Below are 18,550 nucleotides of genomic sequence, written 5' to 3'. Positions count from 1 at the left end.
GCGTCCTCCTGGTGTCACGGTGGGCGGCGGGTGGTCAGGGCGCCCGGCCACAGATACAATATTCCATGGATTTATGGAGGATGTCATGGGAGACCCCGCGCGCAAGTCGGCGCTGTACGACGCCTTCGCCCACACCGGCAAGGCGCTGAGCAGCGGGAAGCGACTGGAACTGCTCGACCTGCTGGCCCAGGGCGAGCGCACCGTCGACGCCCTCGCCAAGGCGGCCGGGCTGAACCTGACCACCGCCTCCGCGCATCTGCAGACCCTCAAGCAGGCGGGGCTGGTGTCCACCCGCCGCGACGGCGTACGCATCCACTACCGGCTGGCCGGCGACGACGTCTCCGCCCTGTACGCCCTGCTGCGCCGGGTCGCCCAGACCCACCAGGCAGGCGTCGAGGCCGCCCGCATCGCCTACCTCGGCGACGACCAGCCGGAGGAAGTCGGGCGCGAGGAGTTGCTGGCCCGTGCGCAGGCGGGCGAGGTCGTCGTCCTGGACGTGCGTCCGGCCGAGGAGTACGCCGCCGGGCACATCCCCGGTGCCCTCTCCATCCCGGTCGAGGAACTCGCCGACCGCATCGCCGAGTTGCCCGTCGGTACCGAGGTCGTCGCCTACTGCCGCGGCGAGTACTGCGTCATGGCCCACGACGCCGTGCGGCTGCTCAACACCCGCGGGCGGCGAGCTGTGCGGCTGTCCGACGGCATGCTGGAGTGGCGCCTCGCCGAGATGCCGGTAGCCATCGGCGAAGCCGCGTGATCCCCGCGCGTCTGAGGCCGCGGAGCGAGTCGGGCCATCTGCGCGCCCCGGCCCTTGACACTCACTGACCAACACGCCCGGGTCGTCCGCACGCTCCTCGCAGCGGCGGCCTGCTTCCCCGTCCCCGCCGCCCTAGCGAAAGAGCCCCCTTGACGAGCACCGACTCCGCCGCGAACGAGATATCCCCGCGCTCCCAGGCGCAGCGACGCGTCCTGACCGTCCTGTTCACCGCCCAGGTCCTCAGTGGCGCCGGCCTCGCCGCCGGCATCACCGTCGGCGCGCTGCTGGCCCAGGACATGCTCGGCTCCACCGGCCTGGCCGGCCTGCCCAGTGCCTTGTTCACCGCGGGTTCCGCCCTCGCCGCCGTCGCCGTCGGCCGCATGTCCCAGGCCCGGGGCCGCCGCTCCGGCCTCGCCGCCGGATACCTCGTCGGAGCGATCGGCGGTGCTGGTGTCGTCGCCGCAGCCGTCGCTGACAACGCCGTCCTGCTCTTCCTCGCGCTGTTCGTCTACGGCGCCGGCAGCGCCACCAACCTCCAAGCGCGCTATGCAGGCGCCGATCTCGCCGCCCCCGACCGCCGAGGACGCGCGGTCTCCACCGTCCTGGTCGCCACGACCCTGGGCGGCGTCGTCGGCCCCAACCTCACCTCACTCACCGGCGACCTCGCCCACGCCCTCGGCATCCCCCGCCTGGCCGGGCCGTTCCTCCTGGCCACCGTCGCCTACGTGGCCGCCGCCCTCGTCCTGGCGATCTGGCTGCGCCCCGACCCCCTGATCCTCGCCCGGACCCTCGACACCGAGCAGTCCCTCGGCAACGGCACCACCAGTACGGAGGAGACGGCTTCGGCCCAGGGCCGCAGCGCCGGTGTCGTCCTGGGCGCGCTGATCATGGTCCTCACTCAGCTCGTCATGGTCGCGATCATGACGATGACGCCCGTCCACATGCACGACCACGGCCACACCACCACTGCCTCGGGCCTCGTCATCGCCGTCCACGTGGCCGCGATGTTCCTGCCCTCGCCCCTGACCGGACGGCTGGCCGACCGCTACGGCCGCATCAAGGTCGCCGTCGCCTCCGGCATCACCCTTCTGGCCGCGGGTATCCTCGCCGCCACCGCACCCACCGACTCCGTCGCCCCGCTCGCCGTTGCCCTCGCCCTGCTCGGCCTGGGCTGGAACCTCGGCCTCGTGGCCGGCACCGCGATCATCACCGACACCGTGCCCCTGGCCACCCGCGCCAAGACCCAGGGCATGGTCGACGTCTCCATCGCCATCGCAGGCGCCACCGGCGGCCTGGCCTCCGGGCTCGTCGTGGCCGCCTCCGGCTACCCCGTCCTCGCCCTCACCGGCGGAATCCTCGCCCTCGCCGTCCTGCCCGCCATCGCCGCCACCGCGAGCCGCCGATGACCAACCCCACCGCCTCCGCGGTTGACATCACGGTCGACGGCACCGGCCTGCTCCGCGTCACCCTCCTGCTGAAGCTGCGTGCCTATGCCGCCGACGCCGAGCCCGGCTCGGTCGTCCACGTCATTGCCACCGACCCGGCCGCCCCGCTCGACCTGTCGGCCTGGTGGCACATGACCGGCCACACCTACCTCGGACCCGTCCCCGACCCAGACCGGGATGTGTACGCGCTCCGCCTGACCGCCGATGCTCTGCCCACCCGGCCCGACGCGCCGTGGCACCCGGGCGGCCGGCAGGACGGGACCAAAGGCTGAGCGCGGCGACGACGTCCGGCACACTCACCCCATCGCTCGCAATCGCTTCGTCGGTCAGTGTCCTGCTTCGGCGTGGTCGCCGTGGTCGCTGAGCTGTGCTTCGAACCAGTCGTGCAGGGCATCGACCAGGGTGGGCTCGTCGGTGGTGTAGGTGAGGGTGGCGCCGTCGGGCCGTTCCCGGTAGCGCACCTCGACGCGCTCGTAGCCGTCTTCCAGTTCCGCCAGGCCCGGCATGCTGTCGCCGTGGATCTGGGAGGGGTCGCCGAAGTCTCCCTGGCCGAACGCTTCGGCCTCCTGCTGGAGGTGAGTGCGGATGAGGTTGACCTGCTCGGTGTCGTCGGGTCGGTCGGCGACGACGTCCTGGACGCCGCCCGTCTCGCTGGGGGTGAAGTGGTGAGTGGTCGCTTCGAGGTCGAAGGGCATCACGGTCCGGCCGCGTTCGGCGACCGCCTCCTGCCGATCGGTCCGCCGATCGCCGCTCTCCTGCTGTGGGTCGCCGACCAGCAGGAGAGCGGCCAGCGCCGCGCCGACACCCCCTGCGGCGATGCCCGCCGTCAAGAGTCGGCGCTTGCCGTTATTCATCCAGTGCCTCCGTCAGGACTCCGAGGGCATGCAGTACGCCTGCTCGCTCGTCGGGCGGGATCGCATCGAGCAGCCGGGCGAACTTCTCCCGCCGCGCGTCGGCGAGGTGGTACGCGGCCGTCTGTCCGGAGGGTGTGAGGCGCAGGGTGACGCCGCGGCCGTCGTCGGGGGCGGGAGCGCGTTCCACCCAACCGCGGACGGTCAGCTGCCCGACGAGCCGGCTGACGGTGCTCTTCTGCAGGCGCAGCCGGCGGGCCAGTTCCACCTGCCGCAGTTCGCCCTCCTGCGCAAGCTCGCCGAGGGCGTGAGCCTCGGAGACCGGGATCGCCTGACCGCACGGAGTGCTTTCGGGCTGGTGCAGCCCGAAAGCACGGACGAAACCCCGCAGTGCGTCCTGCAACAGAGCGGGATCCGCTGCTCCACCATCTTCCGGCATGGTTCGACGCTACAACCAGATGGTTCGACGATGCAACCATCTCTCCGAGGTGTGCCTGACTGGCCGATGATGTGACGGTGCCCAAGGACGCCTGTCGGGCGAGGAATGGGCCGCGAGCCGCTGCCGGCCGGGGTGCGACAGCTGTGCCTGAGGTCGCGAGGGTGCCGGACCTGGTCGCGCCGGTTCCGAGGCGGACGCCCGAGTGGGGACGAGTTTGGGACGGTGTCGATTTCCGCCGTCGCCGGTTCCGTGTCGGCCGATCCGGACTCGCGGCTGCTTCCCGGAATCGTTTCTCGTGCTGCTCGTGCCCGGATGGCCCGTCGGCGCGTGGTGAAGCCCCACGGCTCCCTTCGATGGCGGCCTGCCCACCGGCGCCCCAGCCCGCCGCCGCAAGGTCGCCGTCGGTGACCTGCCCGTCGTCCGCCCCGGGGGCGTCGTGCCTGTGGATGTCCGCGTGGAAAGCGCCGCCGTCCTCGACGAGTCGGTGCTTCCAGGTCGAGCGGGCCCAGCGCGAAGGGGTGCGCAGTGGTGTGGTCGACGAGGGCGGCGCCTTCGAACTGCGTGCCACCGTCACCGAGCAGGACAGCACCTACGCCGGAATCGTCCGCCCCGGCAGGCCGGGGCCGAGTCCGCACCGATCGTGCGGTCGGCCGACCGCTACGCGGCCTCGTTCCTCCCTCTGTCCCTGGTGGTGGCCGGGCGGGCTCGGTCGGCTCATGAACCGAACCCGCTGCTGGAGCGGCCCGGTTCGCGGCATCTGAGCCGCTTTTGAGAGGCGTGCCCAGCCGGTGCGGAGGATCATGGGAAGGGGCGGGGCAGCCCCAGCGAACCGAGGAGGTGGCGATCATGGTGGATCCCCTGGGCGCGGACGATTCGCACTCGCCACGGACGACGCCGGACAGGGAGTGGGCCCACAAGCGGCTTGAGAAGAAGCGCAAACTCCGCGCCGACTTCGTGGCCTATGTCGTGATCAACGCATTCCTGATCGTGGTGTGGGCACTGACGGGTGCAGGGTACTTCTGGCCGGGCTGGGTCCTGGGCGGGTGGGGCGTGTTCCTGCTTCTCGACGCGTGGCAGGCGTACTTCCGGCGGCCCATCACCGAGGAGGACATCGACCGGGAGCTGCGCAGCAAGCGCTGAGGGCGCGTGCCGGTCGTGGGCCCCCTTCTCCTCCGCATGACACACCTCCGGCCCTCTGAACCGGATGTTCTCCTCACGAGAGGGTGACGAGATTCGAAACCGAGCATTCAGGGAGCCACTGCGGCCGTTTGCTCTTCCGTCGTGCCGACCCCGGCCGAGGGACGCCGTCGGCCGGCCGAGCGGCCATGGAGGCCTGGTGCACGGGAAGCGATCCCGTCGAGACGAAACGGGCAGATCGCGCATATCCTGAAGTCATCCCCAGCGCTCTCACTCTGCAGGAGGCGCCATGACATTCGTCCAGGTCATCGACTGCAGGACCAGCAGGATCGATGAGTTGAACAGGCTGATGGACAGCTGGGTCGAAGCAACCCAGGGCAAACGGACAGCCACCCATTCGATCGTCGGCCGGGACCGCACCGACTCCACGCACGTTGTGGAGATCGTGGAGTTCCCCTCGTACGAGGAGGCGATGAAGAACTCACGGCTGCCGGAGACGGACCGGATCTTCCAGGAGATGGTGGCGGCCTGCGACCAGGAGCCCACGTTCACGGACCTCGACGTCCTCCGGGACGAGCAGTTGAACAAGATCGTGGTTCGCAACTTCTTCGAGGAAGTGGCCAACAAGAGGAACTTCGACGCGGAGGACACGCTCTGCACACCCGACTACCAGGAGCACGATCCCACCCTGCCGACGGGCGTCGTCGGGCTCGAGGAGTCCAAGGCGGCGAACCGGAAGCTTCACGCCGCACTTGAACCGGTGGTCACGATCGAGAACCTGATCGCGGAGGGCGACCTGGTGAGCGCGCAGTTCTCCTTCAAGGGCCGTCATACGGGTGAGTTCCTGGGCATGGAAGCCACCGGCCGGGAGTTCTCGACCACTGGTCACGCGACGTTCCGCTGCCAGGGAGGCAGGATCGCGGAAAGCTGGTGGAACACCGACGACCTCGGTCTGCTGCGGCAGTTGGGCGCCATCGAGGCCTGAGATCCCGCCCGGGCCTCATCAAGCAACCCCAGGTCCCTGACCGGGCGTTCGCCTGGAGCGGCGACGAGGACCAAACGGACGTGCGCTCCCGGCTTCGGTAGGGGAGGCGCTGTCAAGCGCCTCCCCTGCACGCCCTGCGCTGGGCAGATCCGCTGGGTCGCTGCTGGCGTGAGGGCTTGACACACCGTTGTCGACCGTGGTTGTCCGCTCTCAGTGGACGCTAAGTCCGTTTCTGGTGGCGGCCTCGTCCGGGTTGGGCGAGGAAGCCTTGGCGGGTGAGGCGTCCGAGGCGGGCGCGGGTGACGTTGACGGCGACCTCGTCAGTGGGCATGCCGAGGAGTTCGTGCAGCTCGCGAGCTCGGAACTCCTGGTCGGGGTACTGATTGAAGGCGTTCACGATGGCCTGGTAGGCGGTATTCGTCTCGGGCGGTTCGGAGTCTTCTCTTGCCGGTGCGAGTTCGGCGATGACCTTCCGGGTGATGGCCCGGTCCGCCAGTCGTGCTTCGGTCTCGGCCAGGGTGGCGGTCAAGTGCTCGATCTGGCCGCGTAGTTCACCGGCCCGGACGGTGGTCTCATCGTGCTGTGCCTGGAGATCGGCCAGGGGCTCAGTGATGTTCATGCGGCCAGCCCGAGGGTGTCGCGCCAGGACGGACTCGGTGCGGTGAGGCGGCGAGTCATGTTCGCGATGGACGCCCGGCAGACGCGTGAGGCGGAGGGGGCGGGCCGGTGGTCGTACTCACGGGCCAGGCGCCGGTGCAGCATCAACGTGCCGTTGACCTGCTCCACGATCCACCTTTTCGGCTGCGGAGCGAAGCTTTTGTCCTGGTCGTCGGGGTTGCTGCGGACGACCTCGACGTCGATGTCCGACAACACGCCATGGATGACGACTTCGTCCTTGAAGCCCTGGTCCACCAGGGCCTTCTCCAGGCGCATCCCGCACCGTTCGGCGGCCTGGTCGAGCAGGGCGGTGCCGACGGCGTTGTCATGGGCGCAGGCGGCCGGCACCACGACACCGATGACCAGCCCCAGAACATCCACGGCCAGTCCCCGCTTGCGCCCTGACACCTTCTTGTTGACGTCCAGCCCCGTCGTGGTCTCGGGACACCGGCGGCCGCGCGCACGGACTGGGTGTCGATGATCACGAGGGACGGGTCCTCTGATCGCCGGGCTCTCTCCCGCACCTGGCAGTGCAGGAGTTCCTGAATCCGCTGGTCGAGCCCGTCCTGGCGCCACAGGCCGAAGTAGTAGAACACCGCCGACCAGGACGGCAGATCATGCGGGAGGCAGCGCCACTGGCAGCCCGTCCGGTTCTGGTAGAAGATCGCGTGCACGACCTCCCGCAGATCGCAGGATCCGGGACCCCCGGTCGCCGACCGTGCCACCTGGTCCTGTTTCCAGGCCGTGATCATCGGCTCGATCAACGACCACTGCTCGTCCGACAAGTCGCTGGGATACGTCTCTCGCCCCATGCTCGCATCTCGGCATGGGCATGCCCAGTAGGCGGCCTGCACGCCGATCAGTACCTCGATAGAGCGATCACGAACCAGGGAAGATCGGACTTGACGTCCACTCAGGCGAGGGCGCTTCGGGCCCGACCCGGGGATTCCGTCAGCTTGATCGGCTACACCACTCGGCGGGCACTCGGCGGGACGCCATCCGAGCCGGGCGCGTCACGCCGGGCCGTTCCTCGCATGACCAGGCGAGGAACGACCGGGCGAGTCGTGGCGGCGGCGGACAGCGGTAATCGCGCAGTTCCGCCGCTCGAAGGCTTCCGGATTCCGGCAGTGACGGCGGACCGCGCGTGGGGGCAGACTTCGCGCCGGAGAAGCGAGGACTGGGAGCGGGACGTGACGGTTTTCCTGTGGTGCTGGATCGGCCTGTTCACGGCGGTGCTACTGCCTCTCGGTATCGCCATGCTCCGCGGCTGGGCACCGAGGAGGGCGCGCACACGGTGGTCCCCGGCACGGACCCGGGTGCAGGGAGTCGCCGTGCTCGTGCTGTACGGGGGCGGCGTGGTGCCCGCGGTGGCCGACCTGGCGGCCATGCCGCGTGAGGCCGCCGACCTCCTGCTGTCCGCGACCTCACCCCACCTGGTGTTCCTGAGCCTGGGACTGCAGGGTGGCGCGGCCCTCTCGGACTGGTTCGGACGGCGGACCGGGCCGTGGACGGGCCCGTCCACCGCGCAGTCGCGGCAGTTCGGCTGACCCGCATCGCACTGCTGCCCGCTCCTTTGGACCCCGCAGGTTCCAGAAATTCACGTGCAACCCTCCGCCCTCCACCGCGAGTCTCTTGAGCGCCAACTGTTCGCAAAGCCCAGGGAAATTCCAGGCATATGTGGACGGTGTGTCGCTTCATCGACCGTGACACCCGCCAGCCATTCCCACCTGCCCAGGAGAACCCACATGCACAGACGCACCCGTACCGCTCTGGCCGTGGCCACGGTCGCCGCCCTCACGGGCGGACTGGCAGTGACCGCCACGGGCACGGCGTCGGCGGTCGACACCCCGGCCATCGCCCAGGCCGACTTCAACGCCGACGGCTACGGTGACGTGGCCGTCTCCGCCGGGCCCGCCTACGTGAACGGCCGGGCCGGAGCAGGAACGGTCACGGTTGTCTACGGTGGCGCCTCCGGCAACCGCTACGCCACCATCAGCCAGAACACCTCCGGCGTTCCGGGCACCGCCGAGCAGGGCGACTACTTCGGAGCGGACACCGCGTACGGCGACTTCGACGGCGACGGCTACGACGACCTGGCCGTGGGCGCCCCGGGCGAGGACGTCGGCGGGGACACCGACGGCGGCACCGCGGTGATCCTCTGGGGTTCGGCGAGCGGTCTGAAGGGCGGCACCACCCTCACCGACCCGCGTCCGACCAAGCACGACCTCGTCGGCCGCACGCTGGAGGCCGGCGACTTCGACGGCGACGGCAAGGACGACATCGCCCTCGGCTCCAGTGGCTCGACCGTCGACGTCCACCGTGGCGGCTTCGGCCGCACCAAGGGCACCACGGGCGGGCGCTACACCGCTCAGGCACCCATCTACGCCGGTGCTGCCGACGGCGGCGGCCCGCTGAACCTGCACTCCGGCGACATCGACGGCGACGGCACCGACGATCTGATCGTCAACGGTTACGCCACCGACGACGACTACAACGCCAACTACTGGCTCCCCGGCGGCGCGAACGGCGCCACCGGAAACGGCGCCCAGAGGCTGCCGGCCGGCATCATCACCGACATCGGTGACACCGACGAGGACGGCTACGGCGACATCGTCATCGGCATCCGCTGGGACGAGGGTGTCGCGGGCGCCAACAAGGGAGGCACGGCGCACATCGTGCACGGCACCGCCGACGGCCCGGCCTTCGGCGACACGCAGACGTTCACCCAGGACAGCGCGGGTGTCCCGGGCGCGAGCGAGTCCGGCGACTCCTTCGCCGACGAGATCGACCTCGGCGACGTCAACGGCGACGGCCACCTCGACCTGGTCGTCGGTGCCCCGGGCGAGAACCTCGCGGGCGTCGCCGACACCGGCGCGGTCACCGTCCTGTACGGCGCTGCCGACGGTTCCGGCATCACCGGCCAGGGCGCGAGGTTCCTCAGCCAGGACACCCCGGGCGTACCCAACTCCAACGAGACGAACGACCTCTTCGGCTCCGACGTCCGCCTCACCGACCTCGACGGCGACGGTCGCGCGGACGTGGTCGTCGGCGCGTTGGGCGAGAACGCCGGCAACGGCGCCGTCTACGCCCTGCGCTCCGGCGCCGACGGCACCCTGTCCGCCTCCAGCGGCATCTACACCTCCACCGTCGGCATCTCGGCCAGCGGGTCCCCGCAGTTCGGCCACAACTTCGCCGACTGACCCCCCTCCACTCCTCGACAGCCCGCCTGCTCACGGGCGGGCCTGTCTCCGCATCCGAAATCCGAAGGAGCCGCTCGTGCGCGCACGATCCTCCGTGCTGCTCACCGCCACTGTCGTCGTGATGGGCGCCGCGACGCTGGTGACCGCGGGCCCGGCCACCGCCACCGCGTCGACGTATCACGACGACTTCAACGGCGACGGATACCGTGACCTGGCCGTCGCCGACCCGTCCGCCACCGTCTCGGGCAAGAGCGCCGCCGGAGCCGTCGTCGTGTTCTACGGCTCGGCCGACGGAGTCAAGGCCGACAACCGGCAGGTGATCACGCAGGCGAGCACCGGCGTTCCGGGCGCGCCCGAGAACGGCGACATGTTCGCGGACACCCTCGCCGCCGCGGACCTCGACGGGGACGGCTACGCGGACCTTCTGGTCGGTGCGGAGCGCGAGGACATCGGCACCGAGAAGGACGCAGGGCTGGTGACCGTGATCTGGGGCGGTGCCTCCGGGCTCGGCTCCGGCGTGACCCTCGACCCGGGCGACCTGCCCGACACCGGCTGTGGTTTCGGCCTCGCGCTGGCCGCCGGCGACGGTGACGGCGCCGCCGACGTCACGGTGGGCTCCTACTGCGGCGCCACCCACTTCCGGGGCCCGTTCACCCGTGCCGGCGACGCCGCCGACAGCACACAGGACGGGTTGCTCGGCACCACCCGAGGTGTCCTGTTCGGGAACGTCGACGGTGACGCGGCGCTTGAGCGCATCATGCTCCCGGGCCGGTACGGCGACGACCCGGGCGGCATGGTCTACATCGACGACTGGAAGCAAGGCCGGTACGTACGCACGGAACTCGGCGGCGCCGACGGCACCACCGGTGCGACGGGCGACGTCGACGGCGACGGGTACGGCGACCTCGTCCTCGGCGACACCGACACCCCGACCGCCGAGAAGCCGGGTGGTCACGTCGGGGGTGAGGTCTCGGTCTGGTACGGGGGCCCAGCAGGGATCGACCCCGGGCAGCGGCCCACCCGTATCAACCAGGACACCGCCGCAGTGCCGGGAGCCGGCGAGGACGGCGACGAGTTCGGGTCCGCGCTCAGCGCGGGTGACGTCAACGGCGACGGCCGCGCCGACATCGCCGTGGGCGTCCCCGGCGAGGCGCTGTCCGGCCGGGACCTGGCCGGCGCCGTCACCGTGCTGTTCGGCTCCGCGAACGGCCTCACCGGCAGTGGCGCGCGCTCCTACCACCAGGACAGTGAGGGGGTGTCCGGTGTCGCCGAGAACGCCGACGCCTGGGGCACCGCCGTGCACCTGACCGACCACGACCGCGACGGCCGCGCCGATCTCACCGTCGGTGTCCCGGGCGAGAACGGCTGGGGCTGCACCTGGAACGCGCGCGGCGCCGCCGCGGGCATCACGGTCACCGGCGCCTTCCACGTCTGTGCGGACAAGCTGAACCTCACCGGTGGCCACCGCGGCCTGGGCTCCACGATCGCCGACTGAACCCCCGGCCCGGGAAACCGCCGGAAGGAACGCAGGAAACCCGCTGGCAGCGGGGCAGGGGCGCCCAGCTCGATCAGCCGCTGCCTCGGCGCGTCGCGCCGCTGCCGCTCGATCGCCTGCGGCGCCGGATCAGCAGCGCGGTGAGGAGCAGAAGTACGAAGAGCACGGCGACCGTGGCGGGTCCGGCCGCGTCCAGGGAGTCGGCGACAGCTCGCTGGACGCTCGCCGCCGTGTCGATGACCGGGTCGGTGGTGGCAGGGTTGCGCAGGGCGCGGATCTCGTACCAGCCGTAGTAGGCGACGTAAGCCCCGACCTGGAGGCATCCGCGTCCTCGGCGGACGCGGAGCCGTCGTCCGAGCCGCATCCGGTCAGAGTGAGGAGAACGGAGGCAAGGGCGGCCGGGAGGAGGATACGGGCACGCAAGGAGGACTCCTGAAGGATCGGGTCCGCCCGTCAGAGTAGTGGCGGCGGCTCAGGCAGGCAGCGGAGCGGAGCCCTACGGATCGGTGACGTCAGTATGCGGCGTTCCTGAGCCGTTCGCCTTACCCCGGGAAGACGGAGACGCGTGGAGCCTGCGTCAGGTCAGCGCGACGAGCAGACCGGCAGTCGCTGCGCCGATGATCAGGGCGGCGGCCGCGGCGGCTGGGCCTCGTAGGTCGGCGGGAAGGCGGGGGAAGAGCCGCGAGAGCGCGCCGAGGATCGCGAGTGGGGGTGCGGCGCGCCAGACGTCGTGACCGGTCCTGCTACCGGCGGCGGTGACGATGCCCGGGAGGTGTCCGACGGCGCGGAGCAGCGGCCCTGCCATGGCCCGGCTGCGTCCGAGGACGGTGTTCCCGGATGCCGCCTGCTCCAGGGACCGACGCAGGGCCGCTTCGTCGTTGGCCCAGTGCGAGCGGAAGGTGATGGTGCCGGTCGTGTCGATGAGGTAGGCGGAGTTCGGTTTGGGGGTGAAGGCGCGGTGCAGGGTGCCGTCGATGTCGTCGACCGCGACCTCGAACGGGATGTCGTGATGATGGCGCAACCGCTCTGCGTGCCGGTACTTTTCCGCGGCGGTGGCCGGCTGGCCGATCGTCTGACCCGGGTGCGCCTCCCGGGTGTTGACCAGCACGAAGCGGACCCGCTCGCCGAATCGCGTGTGGAGTCGCTTGAGTACGGGCACGGCGCTCTCGGTGACGGGGCAGGTCCGGGATCCGAAGACCATGAGCACCGGCCGTCGGCCGAGTGTGTGGGAGGTGAAACGGCCGCCGTCGAGGGTGGGCAGGTCGAACTCCGGCAGACGGCTGCCTGGGCCGAGGGCGTTGCGGCCGAACGTCATGTCGTCGATCAGGAGCCGTGTCCGGAAGCGTTCGAAGCGGTAGTCCGAACCGGAGGGGCGTGCGGGAAGGTGCGAGTCCATGTGTGCTCCTTGAGAGGGGACGTCCGTTGACTTGACCGTTCGGTCAAGTCAACGGACAGGGGAACCGGCGCGGCGCCCCGTGCGGGGGCGGCCGCCGTCCGGCCGGATCGCGAACCGGCCGGACGGGGACAGGGTCAGGAGGCGGGGGCCTGGATCAGCATCCGGATCGCCGTCCTGGCCTCGGCGACGAGCGTCGGCCTGTCGTACGCCTTGGCCATGAGGGTGATGCCCTGGAGGTAGGCCAGAGCGCGCAGGGCTGCCGTGTCGGGTTCGACTCCCGCCGGGACGTGCCCTCTGAGCACGGCCTCGGCGACGGCGTCGCGGAAGTACCGCTGCCACGCGGTCAGGATCTCGGCGATCCTGACCGATGCCTCTCCGGGGCGTCCGGCGAGTTCGAGGGCGAGGTTGCCGATGGGGCAGCCCGGCACGGCGCCCATCCGGTCCCGGGCCGCGGTCAGCATGCCGGCGAATCCGCCGATGAAGGCGTCGATGCGCTCCAGCGGTGGCGCCTCGCTGTCGAACGACTCGTCCAGGACCGCCTTGAGGAGTTCCCAGTTCGCGTCGATCACGGCGAGGCCGACGGCCTCCTTGGAGGGAAAGAAGTGGTACAGACTGCCGCGGTGCACTCCCGCCTCACGGCACAGGTCCCCGATGCCGACCTCGGCGAACGATGAGCCGTGGATCAGCGCGCGCGCTGTCCGTACGAGGCGGGTGCGGGTGTCGTCCGTCATCGACCCTCCACTTGACTGATCGGTCAACCGTAGGCCCCCTTGACCGACCGGTCAAGGGGTAGTCCTCTCGCGGTTGAGCCCAGTCCGGCGGGTTCGGGCGCTGTCGCCTTCACGCACTTGATGGAGGTGTTCCCGCCGGTCGGGGAATGGGGGGCGGCAGGGGTGCGGTAGGGGTGCGGCACCGACGCGCTCTCCGCTCGGGAAGCGACGGCGCTTGGGTGGCCCGTATGTCTCTGCCGTGCACAGGCGCTCGTTGCCGAGGTGGTTGTGGCAGTCGCACCGCTGGTGACCAAGGCTTTCCGCTCTTACAGGCACGCCGTGGGCACGGGCACCACCAGCGGGTGATGCGCGCGGGTGACGCATGCGTGGCCTGACTGTCCTCCATGAGGATGCCGACTACCGTGCTGGAGATGGCGGAGCATCACCTCGGTGCCGCGGGTCCGTCCGTGCCCACCGCGGCGCACTCGTTGAAGTCCTGTCTCCTCGGCAGGAGTTGGGCAACCAATGGTCCTGCGGCGCCCGCAAGCGCCATCCGTCTCTCCGAGGGGACGGGCAGGCTGAGGGCTCACACGTGTGACCGATGTGCTTGACGCAGCGAAACCGCAGGTCACATGCACCGTTCGAGGCCAGGGTCGGGAAGCCTGGGGACGCAAGCGGCCCGTCCCCTCCTGCACGAGGGACGGGCCGCGTGTGTCAGGGGCGCCAGCCGTCGGCGACGCGACCCTGCTGCACCTGGTAGGTGCCGCTGCACTTCCCGTTGTCGGGGTCGCCCCAGATCTTGATGGCGTCGACGTCGTTCGCCCAGGTGCCGCCGTTGGGGTGGGCGTAGTTGCCGAGGTTGGCGGCGGTGTTCCGCGGGATGCAGAGGTACGCGTCGGGGGAGGCGCCCTGGTCGATCAGCCAGACGGAGTCGTCGTTACGGGTGTTGACGACCGCGTCCGCCCGGTTCCCTCCGCCGATGACGGCCTGGTAGGAGGTGTCCTGGTACCAGCTGAAGATGCTGCCGTTTTGGTATGAGCCGTCGTACAGACACACACGCGGGTACGTGCAGCCGTGCATGCTGGCGGCCGAGGCGGGCGAGGCTGCCAGCGGGGTCAAGGTCGCGGCCAGTCCGGCGGTGAGCAGGGTCGCCGACAGCTTTCTGTTCAGCTTCATGGGATCACTCCTGGTGAGGCGGTATGGGCAGAGCCGACCGCACTGGCCGGCTCCGCAACGAGACTGCGGGCTCGGCGCGGTGCTCGGCCACAGCTGACGCAGAAGTGACCTCATCCCGGGACGTCCCGCCCACTGACCTGCAGAGATGTCACCCGTCATGTCCCTGCGGCGAGACTATGGCGAGAGGGAATGGCTGGTTCCGCGCCAGGGCTGAGCCGCACCAGGGCGGCGTGGCCGCTGGGTGATCCCGGTGACAGCTGATGCAGAATGAGCCCGGGACACGGAGGGCTGGGCCTGCGGTCCCGAACGCGAGTTGGGGGGTAAGCGTGTCGCGCTGGAAAGAGCTGCCCGCAGAACTGCATCCACACGTCCACCAGTTGATCGTGCGACTGCGCAGACTGAAGGACCACAGCGACCTGAGCACCCGTCAACTCGCCGCGAGGACCGGGTACAGCGCGAAGTCGTGGCAGCGATATCTGAACGGCAGGTCTCTGCCGCCCCGGGAGGCTGTCGAGGCGATGGCCCGCGTCGGCGGTGACGATCCGCACCGGCTGCTGGTGATGCACGAGATCGCCGCCCAACGGTGGGCGGAGGGTAGGGCGGTCACCACCAACACCCCCGAGGACTCCTCCGCGACGCCGGAACACACCCCCACCGAGCAGCAGCCATACGGGCGTCACCTGCGCGCCGCGGTCACGGCGGCAGCCGTGGTCACGGCGCTGTCCGTCACCGCGGCGCTCCTGCTGGCCGTGCGGCTCACCGAGGCCCGTGCCCAGCTCGCGCACGAGCGCAGCGATGCTGTCGCGACGGCCCTGGCCACCGTGTCGGAGTCCACGGTGCCGGTCATCTACACCTGCAAGCTGGAGCAGCGTGACGGCCGCTGGTACGCGGGCCTGAGCCGGACCACCGACATCCTTCTGTCCAACACCCACGTCGGGCTCGAAGTGGCCGAGGCGCAGTGCCTGCTGCACCGGGCGGGAACCGAGCCAGGGGACATCGACGGCGTCTTCGGACCGAAGACGCGGCGAGCGGTCGAGCGCATGCAGAAGCAGAACGGGCTGATCGTGAACGGAGTCATCGACCCGCCCACCTGGCAGGCCCTGCGGTCGGCGGATCCGAAGTGACCGCGGAACACGCCCGGTTGGCCGCGGCGCTGCGGGAGCTGCGGGCCGGTGCGGGGCTGAGCCTGGCGGCGCTGGCGGAGCGGACTGCGTACAGCAAGTCCTCGTGGGAGCGTTACCTCAACGGCAAGAGCCTGCCTCCTCGCCAGGCCGTCAAGGAACTGTGCCGGCTCGCGAACGAACCGGACGGGCGGCTGCTGGCCCTGTGGGAGATCGCCGAGTCGCACTGGAGCGGACGCGCGGTGGCCCCCGCATCCGACCCTCCCGCGGACGAGTCGCCGCAGCCACAACCTCAGCAGTCGCCGACGCCCGCCGGGACCGAGCGGCGGCGACTTGGCAGAGGCAGGCTCCTACTGGCGCTGGTGTCGGCGTACACCGTGATCGTCGGCGGTGCCGCGGCCCTGCTGTTCCTCCTTCTGCCGGACTCGGAGGCGCAGGAGGACGAACCGCCACCGGCCTCCATCCCGTTCTCCCTCGCTCCCCAATGCCACGGAGCCGCCTGCGAGGGCCGGGACCCGATGCGCCTGATCTGCGGCCTCGGCCCCGACACCCTCGCCTCGCACCGCACGGCCACCGGCGCCCACGTCGAGCTGCGTTACAGCAAGAAGTGCGGTGCAAGCTGGGCCCGGACCTGGGGGACCGAGATCGGAGACCGGCTGGACGTCACGGCAGGCGGCCCGACCCACGGCGTGCGCATCGAGAACAAGGACGACGCGGCAACCTTCATCTACACGGAGATGACCGAGGTCCGTCCCGGCAGCACCGTCCGGGCCTGCTTCCGGCCCGCCTCGGCCGACGGCGAACGGGAGTGCTTCGAGGCCCGCTTGGGCGGGGCCGCCACCACGACCCCGCCGCCCTCACGTCCAGTGGCGTCAGGCTCTCGCGACTAGCGTCAGGCTCTCGGACGAGGTCGACGCCTTTCACGCCGCGAGCGTCGGCCGACTCATCGGCCGGCTGTATGCGATGACAGGCGACCTCGCCGAGGCGCAGTGTGGTCCAGGAGGCCTTCGTCCGGACCTGGGAACGCCGGGCCGAACCGGACTTGGACGGCGTCGGAGGTCGTCGCACAGAAGACCATGCGTACCGCGGTCAGGGTCGCCCCCGCCGCCCCAAGTCCGACGAGGCACCACAGGCCGCGCTTCCGGAGCGGAGCGCGGCAGGTCACTTCCCGGCCGTCGGTCACGCGCGGAATCGTGCCATCGGCCGGGCTGCACCCGCTTGTGCGGCAGCATTCCGGCCCGCGACACTGCCGGATCGGGTACGTCGTGAAGCCCGATTCGCCGAGTGCCGCGCGTGTTACGAAACTCGGTCCACTGGGTTGCCGGTGCGCGGCTCGGCTGCTGGATCAAGCGGCTGACCAGGGATTTCATCGTTCTGGATAGGTATACGGTGCAAGTTGTACATCCTGATCCTGGTGTTCATGTCCTGAGGTCCGGTCCACTTTTCTCCACCTTGGCGCTCGAACCCCCCAGATAGGCAGGATCGGCGGATGACGGACAACAACGGCGGATTCCTCAGAGTGCTCGGCAGAGGAGACGTTCTGGCATTGGCCTTCGGGGCCATGATCGGTTTCGGGTGGATCGTTCTCACCTCAGGTTTCATCAGTGACGCGGGGCCGGTGGGCGCGGCGATCGCCATCACCATCGGCGGCGTGGTCGTCACGCTCGTCGGGCTGACGTACGCGGAGCTGGTCTCGGCGATGCCGCATGCGGGCGGCGAGCACCACTACGCGTTGCGGGCACTCGGTGGCCGGGGTGCCTTCCTGGCCTCCTGGGCCATGGTTCTCGGCTATGTGTCGGTCGCCGCGTTCGAGGCCGTCGCACTGCCGCACAGCATGGTCAACCTCTTCCCCGACATGCTCGTGGGCCACATGTGGACGATCGCGGACTACGACGTCTACGCGAGCTGGGTCGCCGTCGGCGTGATCGCCGCGATCGCGATCACGGCTGTGAACTACATCGGTATACGTCCCGCAGCGGTGTTCCAGACCATCGCGGTGCTGTTCCTGCTCTGCGCGGGCGCCGCGCTGCTCGTCGGAGCCCTCAAGGGTGGTTCCGCCGACAACATGGAGCCGATGGTCAGCGGGGGCATGGACGGGATCTTCACGGTGCTGGTCGCCGTGCCGTTCCTCTTCGTGGGTTTCGACGTGATTCCGCAGTCGGCCGGTGAGATCAAGCTCCCGTACCGCCAGGTGGGCAGGCTCCTGGTGATCTCCGTGCTCTGCGCGACCGCGTGGTACGTCATGATCATGCTGACCGTGGGCTCCGGTCTCAGCGCCTCAGCCCTCGCCGAGTCCAACCTCGCCGCAGCCGACGCCATGACCGCCCTGTGGAACAGCCAGGCCATGGGCAACGTCCTGGTCATCGGTGGCATCGCGGGCATCCTGACGAGCTGGAACGCCTTCCTCATCGGCGGCAGCCGACTGCTGTACGCCATGGCCGAGTCCCGCATGATCCCCGCCTGGTTCGGCACGATGCACCCGAAGTACCGCACCCCTGCCAACGCGGTGGTCTTCATCGGCGCCCTCTCGGTGCTGGCCCCGCTCTTCGGGCGGCCGATGCTGGTGTGGCTGGTCGACGCGGGCGGCATCAACATCGTCATCGCCTACGTCGTCGTGGTGTTGTCCTTCCTGGTGCTGCGCCGCCGGGAGCCTGGCATGGAGCGCCCGTTCCGTACCCCGGCCGGACCGGCTGTCGGTGTCGCCGCGCTGGTGCTCAGTCTGGGGCTCGGCGTGCTCTACCTGCCCGGTATGCCCGCGGCCCTCATCTGGCCCTCGGAGTGGGCGATCGTCGGCGTGTGGTGGCTGGTCGGCGCGTTCTTCATGTGGCGGCTGCCCAAGGTCGCGGCGGGCGAGGACGCCGAACAGCGTCTCATCGCCGCCGCCTCCCGCTGATCGGGACTCCCTTTCGCGCCCGGTGACGGCCGGGTGCGAAAGGGAACTCGTGAGCATGCAGGACGAGGGCAGCGTCACCGAGTACTTCCGCGGCACCTCCGCGGACAGCGAGAGCTGACACGCCAGTGACGTTTCTTCCCCGAGGGCATGCTGGAGGCCCCTCTGCAGTACCGTCCCGGCCGCGTCGACCTCGGCAAGGTCGCCCGCCTGCACAGACGTCGATGGAGTCTCAATGACCCGGTCGACCAGCCCGTGGTGTTGCGGTCGGTGGACAGACCGCCAGTTCGGAAG

At 70.2% G+C, this 18,550-nt stretch carries 18 protein-coding genes and 3 pseudogenes; 13 read left to right on the top strand and 8 right to left on the bottom strand.

Features of this window, described 5'->3' with window-relative positions; all coding sequences use genetic code 11:
• Window positions 1–85 precede the first annotated feature (85 nt).
• From P8T65_RS21270 to P8T65_RS21260, 3 genes are all read left to right on the top strand, one after another.
• Window positions 86–754: a metalloregulator ArsR/SmtB family transcription factor gene (locus P8T65_RS21270; RefSeq protein ID WP_316726883.1), complete on the top strand. Its 669-nt coding sequence runs from the start codon at window positions 86–88 to the stop codon at window positions 752–754.
• Window positions 755–903: 149 nt separating this feature from the next.
• On the top strand, window positions 904–2,160 hold the full coding sequence (locus P8T65_RS21265) for an MFS transporter (protein WP_316726882.1): 1,257 nt from the start codon (window positions 904–906) through the stop codon (window positions 2,158–2,160).
• The gene (locus tag P8T65_RS21260; RefSeq protein WP_316726881.1) at window positions 2,157–2,471 is read left to right on the top strand and encodes a sulfurtransferase TusA family protein; all 315 of its coding nucleotides are present in this window, start codon (window positions 2,157–2,159) and stop codon (window positions 2,469–2,471) included. The genes P8T65_RS21265 and P8T65_RS21260 overlap by 4 nt, the downstream gene beginning before the upstream one ends.
• Window positions 2,472–2,525: 54 nt before the next feature.
• On the opposite strand, the gene P8T65_RS21255 is transcribed toward P8T65_RS21260, so the two are convergent.
• Both P8T65_RS21255 and P8T65_RS21250 read right to left on the bottom strand, forming a co-directional pair.
• Complete coding sequence (locus P8T65_RS21255; protein WP_316726880.1) at window positions 2,526–3,053, bottom strand: aspartate carbamoyltransferase; 528 nt, start codon at window positions 3,051–3,053, stop codon at window positions 2,526–2,528.
• Window positions 3,046–3,489 (bottom strand): MarR family winged helix-turn-helix transcriptional regulator, encoded by a 444-nt coding sequence (locus tag P8T65_RS21250; RefSeq protein WP_316726879.1) that lies wholly within the window; start codon window positions 3,487–3,489, stop codon window positions 3,046–3,048. The genes P8T65_RS21255 and P8T65_RS21250 overlap by 8 nt, the downstream gene beginning before the upstream one ends.
• A 391-nt stretch (window positions 3,490–3,880) precedes the next feature.
• Here P8T65_RS21250 and P8T65_RS21245 point away from each other — a divergent pair.
• The 3 genes and pseudogenes from P8T65_RS21245 to P8T65_RS21235 form a co-directional block, all read left to right on the top strand.
• A pseudogene (locus tag P8T65_RS21245) lies at window positions 3,881–4,195 on the top strand (heavy metal translocating P-type ATPase); the annotation flags it as partial.
• Window positions 4,196–4,335: 140 nt separating this feature from the next.
• Window positions 4,336–4,629 carry a 2TM domain-containing protein gene (locus tag P8T65_RS21240; protein WP_316726878.1) on the top strand — a complete coding sequence of 98 codons (294 nt, stop codon included), beginning with the start codon at window positions 4,336–4,338 and terminating at the stop codon, window positions 4,627–4,629.
• Between the two features lie 286 nt (window positions 4,630–4,915).
• Window positions 4,916–5,611, top strand: a complete 696-nt coding sequence (locus P8T65_RS21235; RefSeq protein WP_316726877.1) for an ester cyclase — start codon at window positions 4,916–4,918, stop codon at window positions 5,609–5,611.
• Window positions 5,612–5,831: 220 nt separating this feature from the next.
• Here the strand turns inward: P8T65_RS21235 and P8T65_RS21230 are convergent, their stop codons facing one another.
• Entirely contained in the window at window positions 5,832–6,230 is a 399-nt protein-coding gene (locus tag P8T65_RS21230; RefSeq protein ID WP_316726876.1) for a hypothetical protein, read from the bottom strand.
• Window positions 6,227–7,080: pseudogene (locus P8T65_RS21225) on the bottom strand (IS5 family transposase). The gene P8T65_RS21230 and the pseudogene P8T65_RS21225 overlap by 4 nt, the downstream one beginning before the upstream one ends.
• Window positions 7,081–7,458: 378 nt before the next feature.
• Here P8T65_RS21225 and P8T65_RS21220 point away from each other — a divergent pair.
• The 3 genes from P8T65_RS21220 to P8T65_RS21210 all read left to right on the top strand — a co-directional run bounded on the left by P8T65_RS21220 (window position 7,459) and on the right by P8T65_RS21210 (window position 10,963).
• Window positions 7,459–7,815 (top strand): hypothetical protein, encoded by a 357-nt coding sequence (locus P8T65_RS21220; protein WP_316726875.1) that lies wholly within the window; start codon window positions 7,459–7,461, stop codon window positions 7,813–7,815.
• A 198-nt stretch (window positions 7,816–8,013) separates the two neighbouring features.
• Window positions 8,014–9,468: an FG-GAP repeat protein gene (locus P8T65_RS21215; RefSeq protein ID WP_316726874.1), complete on the top strand. Its 1,455-nt coding sequence runs from the start codon at window positions 8,014–8,016 to the stop codon at window positions 9,466–9,468.
• Window positions 9,469–9,544: 76 nt separating this feature from the next.
• Window positions 9,545–10,963 carry an FG-GAP and VCBS repeat-containing protein gene (locus P8T65_RS21210; protein ID WP_316726873.1) on the top strand — a complete coding sequence of 473 codons (1,419 nt, stop codon included), beginning with the start codon at window positions 9,545–9,547 and terminating at the stop codon, window positions 10,961–10,963.
• Between the two features lie 73 nt (window positions 10,964–11,036).
• Here P8T65_RS21210 and P8T65_RS21205 read toward each other — a convergent pair whose 3' ends face one another.
• The 4 genes from P8T65_RS21205 to P8T65_RS21190 all read right to left on the bottom strand — a co-directional run bounded on the left by P8T65_RS21205 (window position 11,037) and on the right by P8T65_RS21190 (window position 14,245).
• Window positions 11,037–11,327: a hypothetical protein gene (locus P8T65_RS21205; RefSeq protein ID WP_316726872.1), complete on the bottom strand. Its 291-nt coding sequence runs from the start codon at window positions 11,325–11,327 to the stop codon at window positions 11,037–11,039.
• Between the two features lie 213 nt (window positions 11,328–11,540).
• A complete protein-coding gene (locus P8T65_RS21200) occupies window positions 11,541–12,359 on the bottom strand; it encodes a redoxin domain-containing protein (protein ID WP_316726871.1) in 819 nt (272 codons plus the stop codon).
• 134 nt (window positions 12,360–12,493) lie between these two features.
• On the bottom strand, window positions 12,494–13,090 hold the full coding sequence (locus tag P8T65_RS21195) for a TetR/AcrR family transcriptional regulator (protein WP_316726870.1): 597 nt from the start codon (window positions 13,088–13,090) through the stop codon (window positions 12,494–12,496).
• A gap of 693 nt (window positions 13,091–13,783) precedes the next feature.
• Complete coding sequence (locus tag P8T65_RS21190) at window positions 13,784–14,245, bottom strand: hypothetical protein (protein ID WP_316726869.1); 462 nt, start codon at window positions 14,243–14,245, stop codon at window positions 13,784–13,786.
• 326 nt (window positions 14,246–14,571) lie between these two features.
• Here P8T65_RS21190 and P8T65_RS21185 point away from each other — a divergent pair, with 326 nt between their 5' ends.
• The 4 genes and pseudogenes from P8T65_RS21185 (at window position 14,572) to P8T65_RS21175 (ending at window position 18,259) form a co-directional block, all read left to right on the top strand.
• Window positions 14,572–15,369, top strand: coding sequence for a peptidoglycan-binding protein (locus P8T65_RS21185; RefSeq protein ID WP_316726868.1), 798 nt, complete (start codon window positions 14,572–14,574; stop codon window positions 15,367–15,369).
• Window positions 15,366–16,256 carry a DUF2690 domain-containing protein gene (locus P8T65_RS21180; RefSeq protein WP_316726867.1) on the top strand — a complete coding sequence of 297 codons (891 nt, stop codon included), beginning with the start codon at window positions 15,366–15,368 and terminating at the stop codon, window positions 16,254–16,256. Before P8T65_RS21185 ends, P8T65_RS21180 begins: the two co-directional genes overlap by 4 nt.
• Before the next feature lie 55 nt (window positions 16,257–16,311).
• A pseudogene (locus tag P8T65_RS47300) lies at window positions 16,312–16,417 on the top strand (SigE family RNA polymerase sigma factor); the annotation flags it as partial.
• A 438-nt stretch (window positions 16,418–16,855) separates the two neighbouring features.
• The gene (locus P8T65_RS21175; protein ID WP_316726866.1) at window positions 16,856–18,259 is read left to right on the top strand and encodes an APC family permease; all 1,404 of its coding nucleotides are present in this window, start codon (window positions 16,856–16,858) and stop codon (window positions 18,257–18,259) included.
• The last annotated feature ends 291 nt before the right edge of the window (window positions 18,260–18,550 follow it).

Source organism: Streptomyces sp. 11x1, assembly GCF_032598905.1.
Lineage (GTDB): Bacteria > Actinomycetota > Actinomycetes > Streptomycetales > Streptomycetaceae > Streptomyces.
The sequence above is the reverse complement of the archived record's forward strand: the minus strand, read 5'-3'. Positions and strand labels throughout refer to the sequence as shown.

Bases quoted from the DNA above. Each gene is read 5' to 3' on its own strand.
- P8T65_RS21200 (WP_316726871.1), bottom strand. From the start codon at position 12,359: ATGGACTCGCACCTTCCCGCACGCCCCTCCGGTTCGGACTACCGCTTC.
- P8T65_RS21250 (WP_316726879.1), bottom strand. From the start codon at position 3,489: ATGCCGGAAGATGGTGGAGCAGCGGATCCCGCTCTGTTGCAGGACGCA.
- P8T65_RS21230 (WP_316726876.1), bottom strand. From the start codon at position 6,230: ATGAACATCACTGAGCCCCTGGCCGATCTCCAGGCACAGCACGATGAG.
- P8T65_RS21260 (WP_316726881.1), top strand. From the start codon at position 2,157: ATGACCAACCCCACCGCCTCCGCGGTTGACATCACGGTCGACGGCACC.
- P8T65_RS21175 (WP_316726866.1), top strand. From the start codon at position 16,856: ATGACGGACAACAACGGCGGATTCCTCAGAGTGCTCGGCAGAGGAGAC.
- P8T65_RS21240 (WP_316726878.1), top strand. From the start codon at position 4,336: ATGGTGGATCCCCTGGGCGCGGACGATTCGCACTCGCCACGGACGACG.
- P8T65_RS21215 (WP_316726874.1), top strand. From the start codon at position 8,014: ATGCACAGACGCACCCGTACCGCTCTGGCCGTGGCCACGGTCGCCGCC.
- P8T65_RS21205 (WP_316726872.1), bottom strand. From the start codon at position 11,327: ATGCGGCTCGGACGACGGCTCCGCGTCCGCCGAGGACGCGGATGCCTC.
- P8T65_RS21270 (WP_316726883.1), top strand. From the start codon at position 86: ATGGGAGACCCCGCGCGCAAGTCGGCGCTGTACGACGCCTTCGCCCAC.
- P8T65_RS21255 (WP_316726880.1), bottom strand. From the start codon at position 3,053: ATGAATAACGGCAAGCGCCGACTCTTGACGGCGGGCATCGCCGCAGGG.
- P8T65_RS21235 (WP_316726877.1), top strand. From the start codon at position 4,916: ATGACATTCGTCCAGGTCATCGACTGCAGGACCAGCAGGATCGATGAG.
- P8T65_RS21190 (WP_316726869.1), bottom strand. From the start codon at position 14,245: ATGAAGCTGAACAGAAAGCTGTCGGCGACCCTGCTCACCGCCGGACTG.
- P8T65_RS21195 (WP_316726870.1), bottom strand. From the start codon at position 13,090: ATGACGGACGACACCCGCACCCGCCTCGTACGGACAGCGCGCGCGCTG.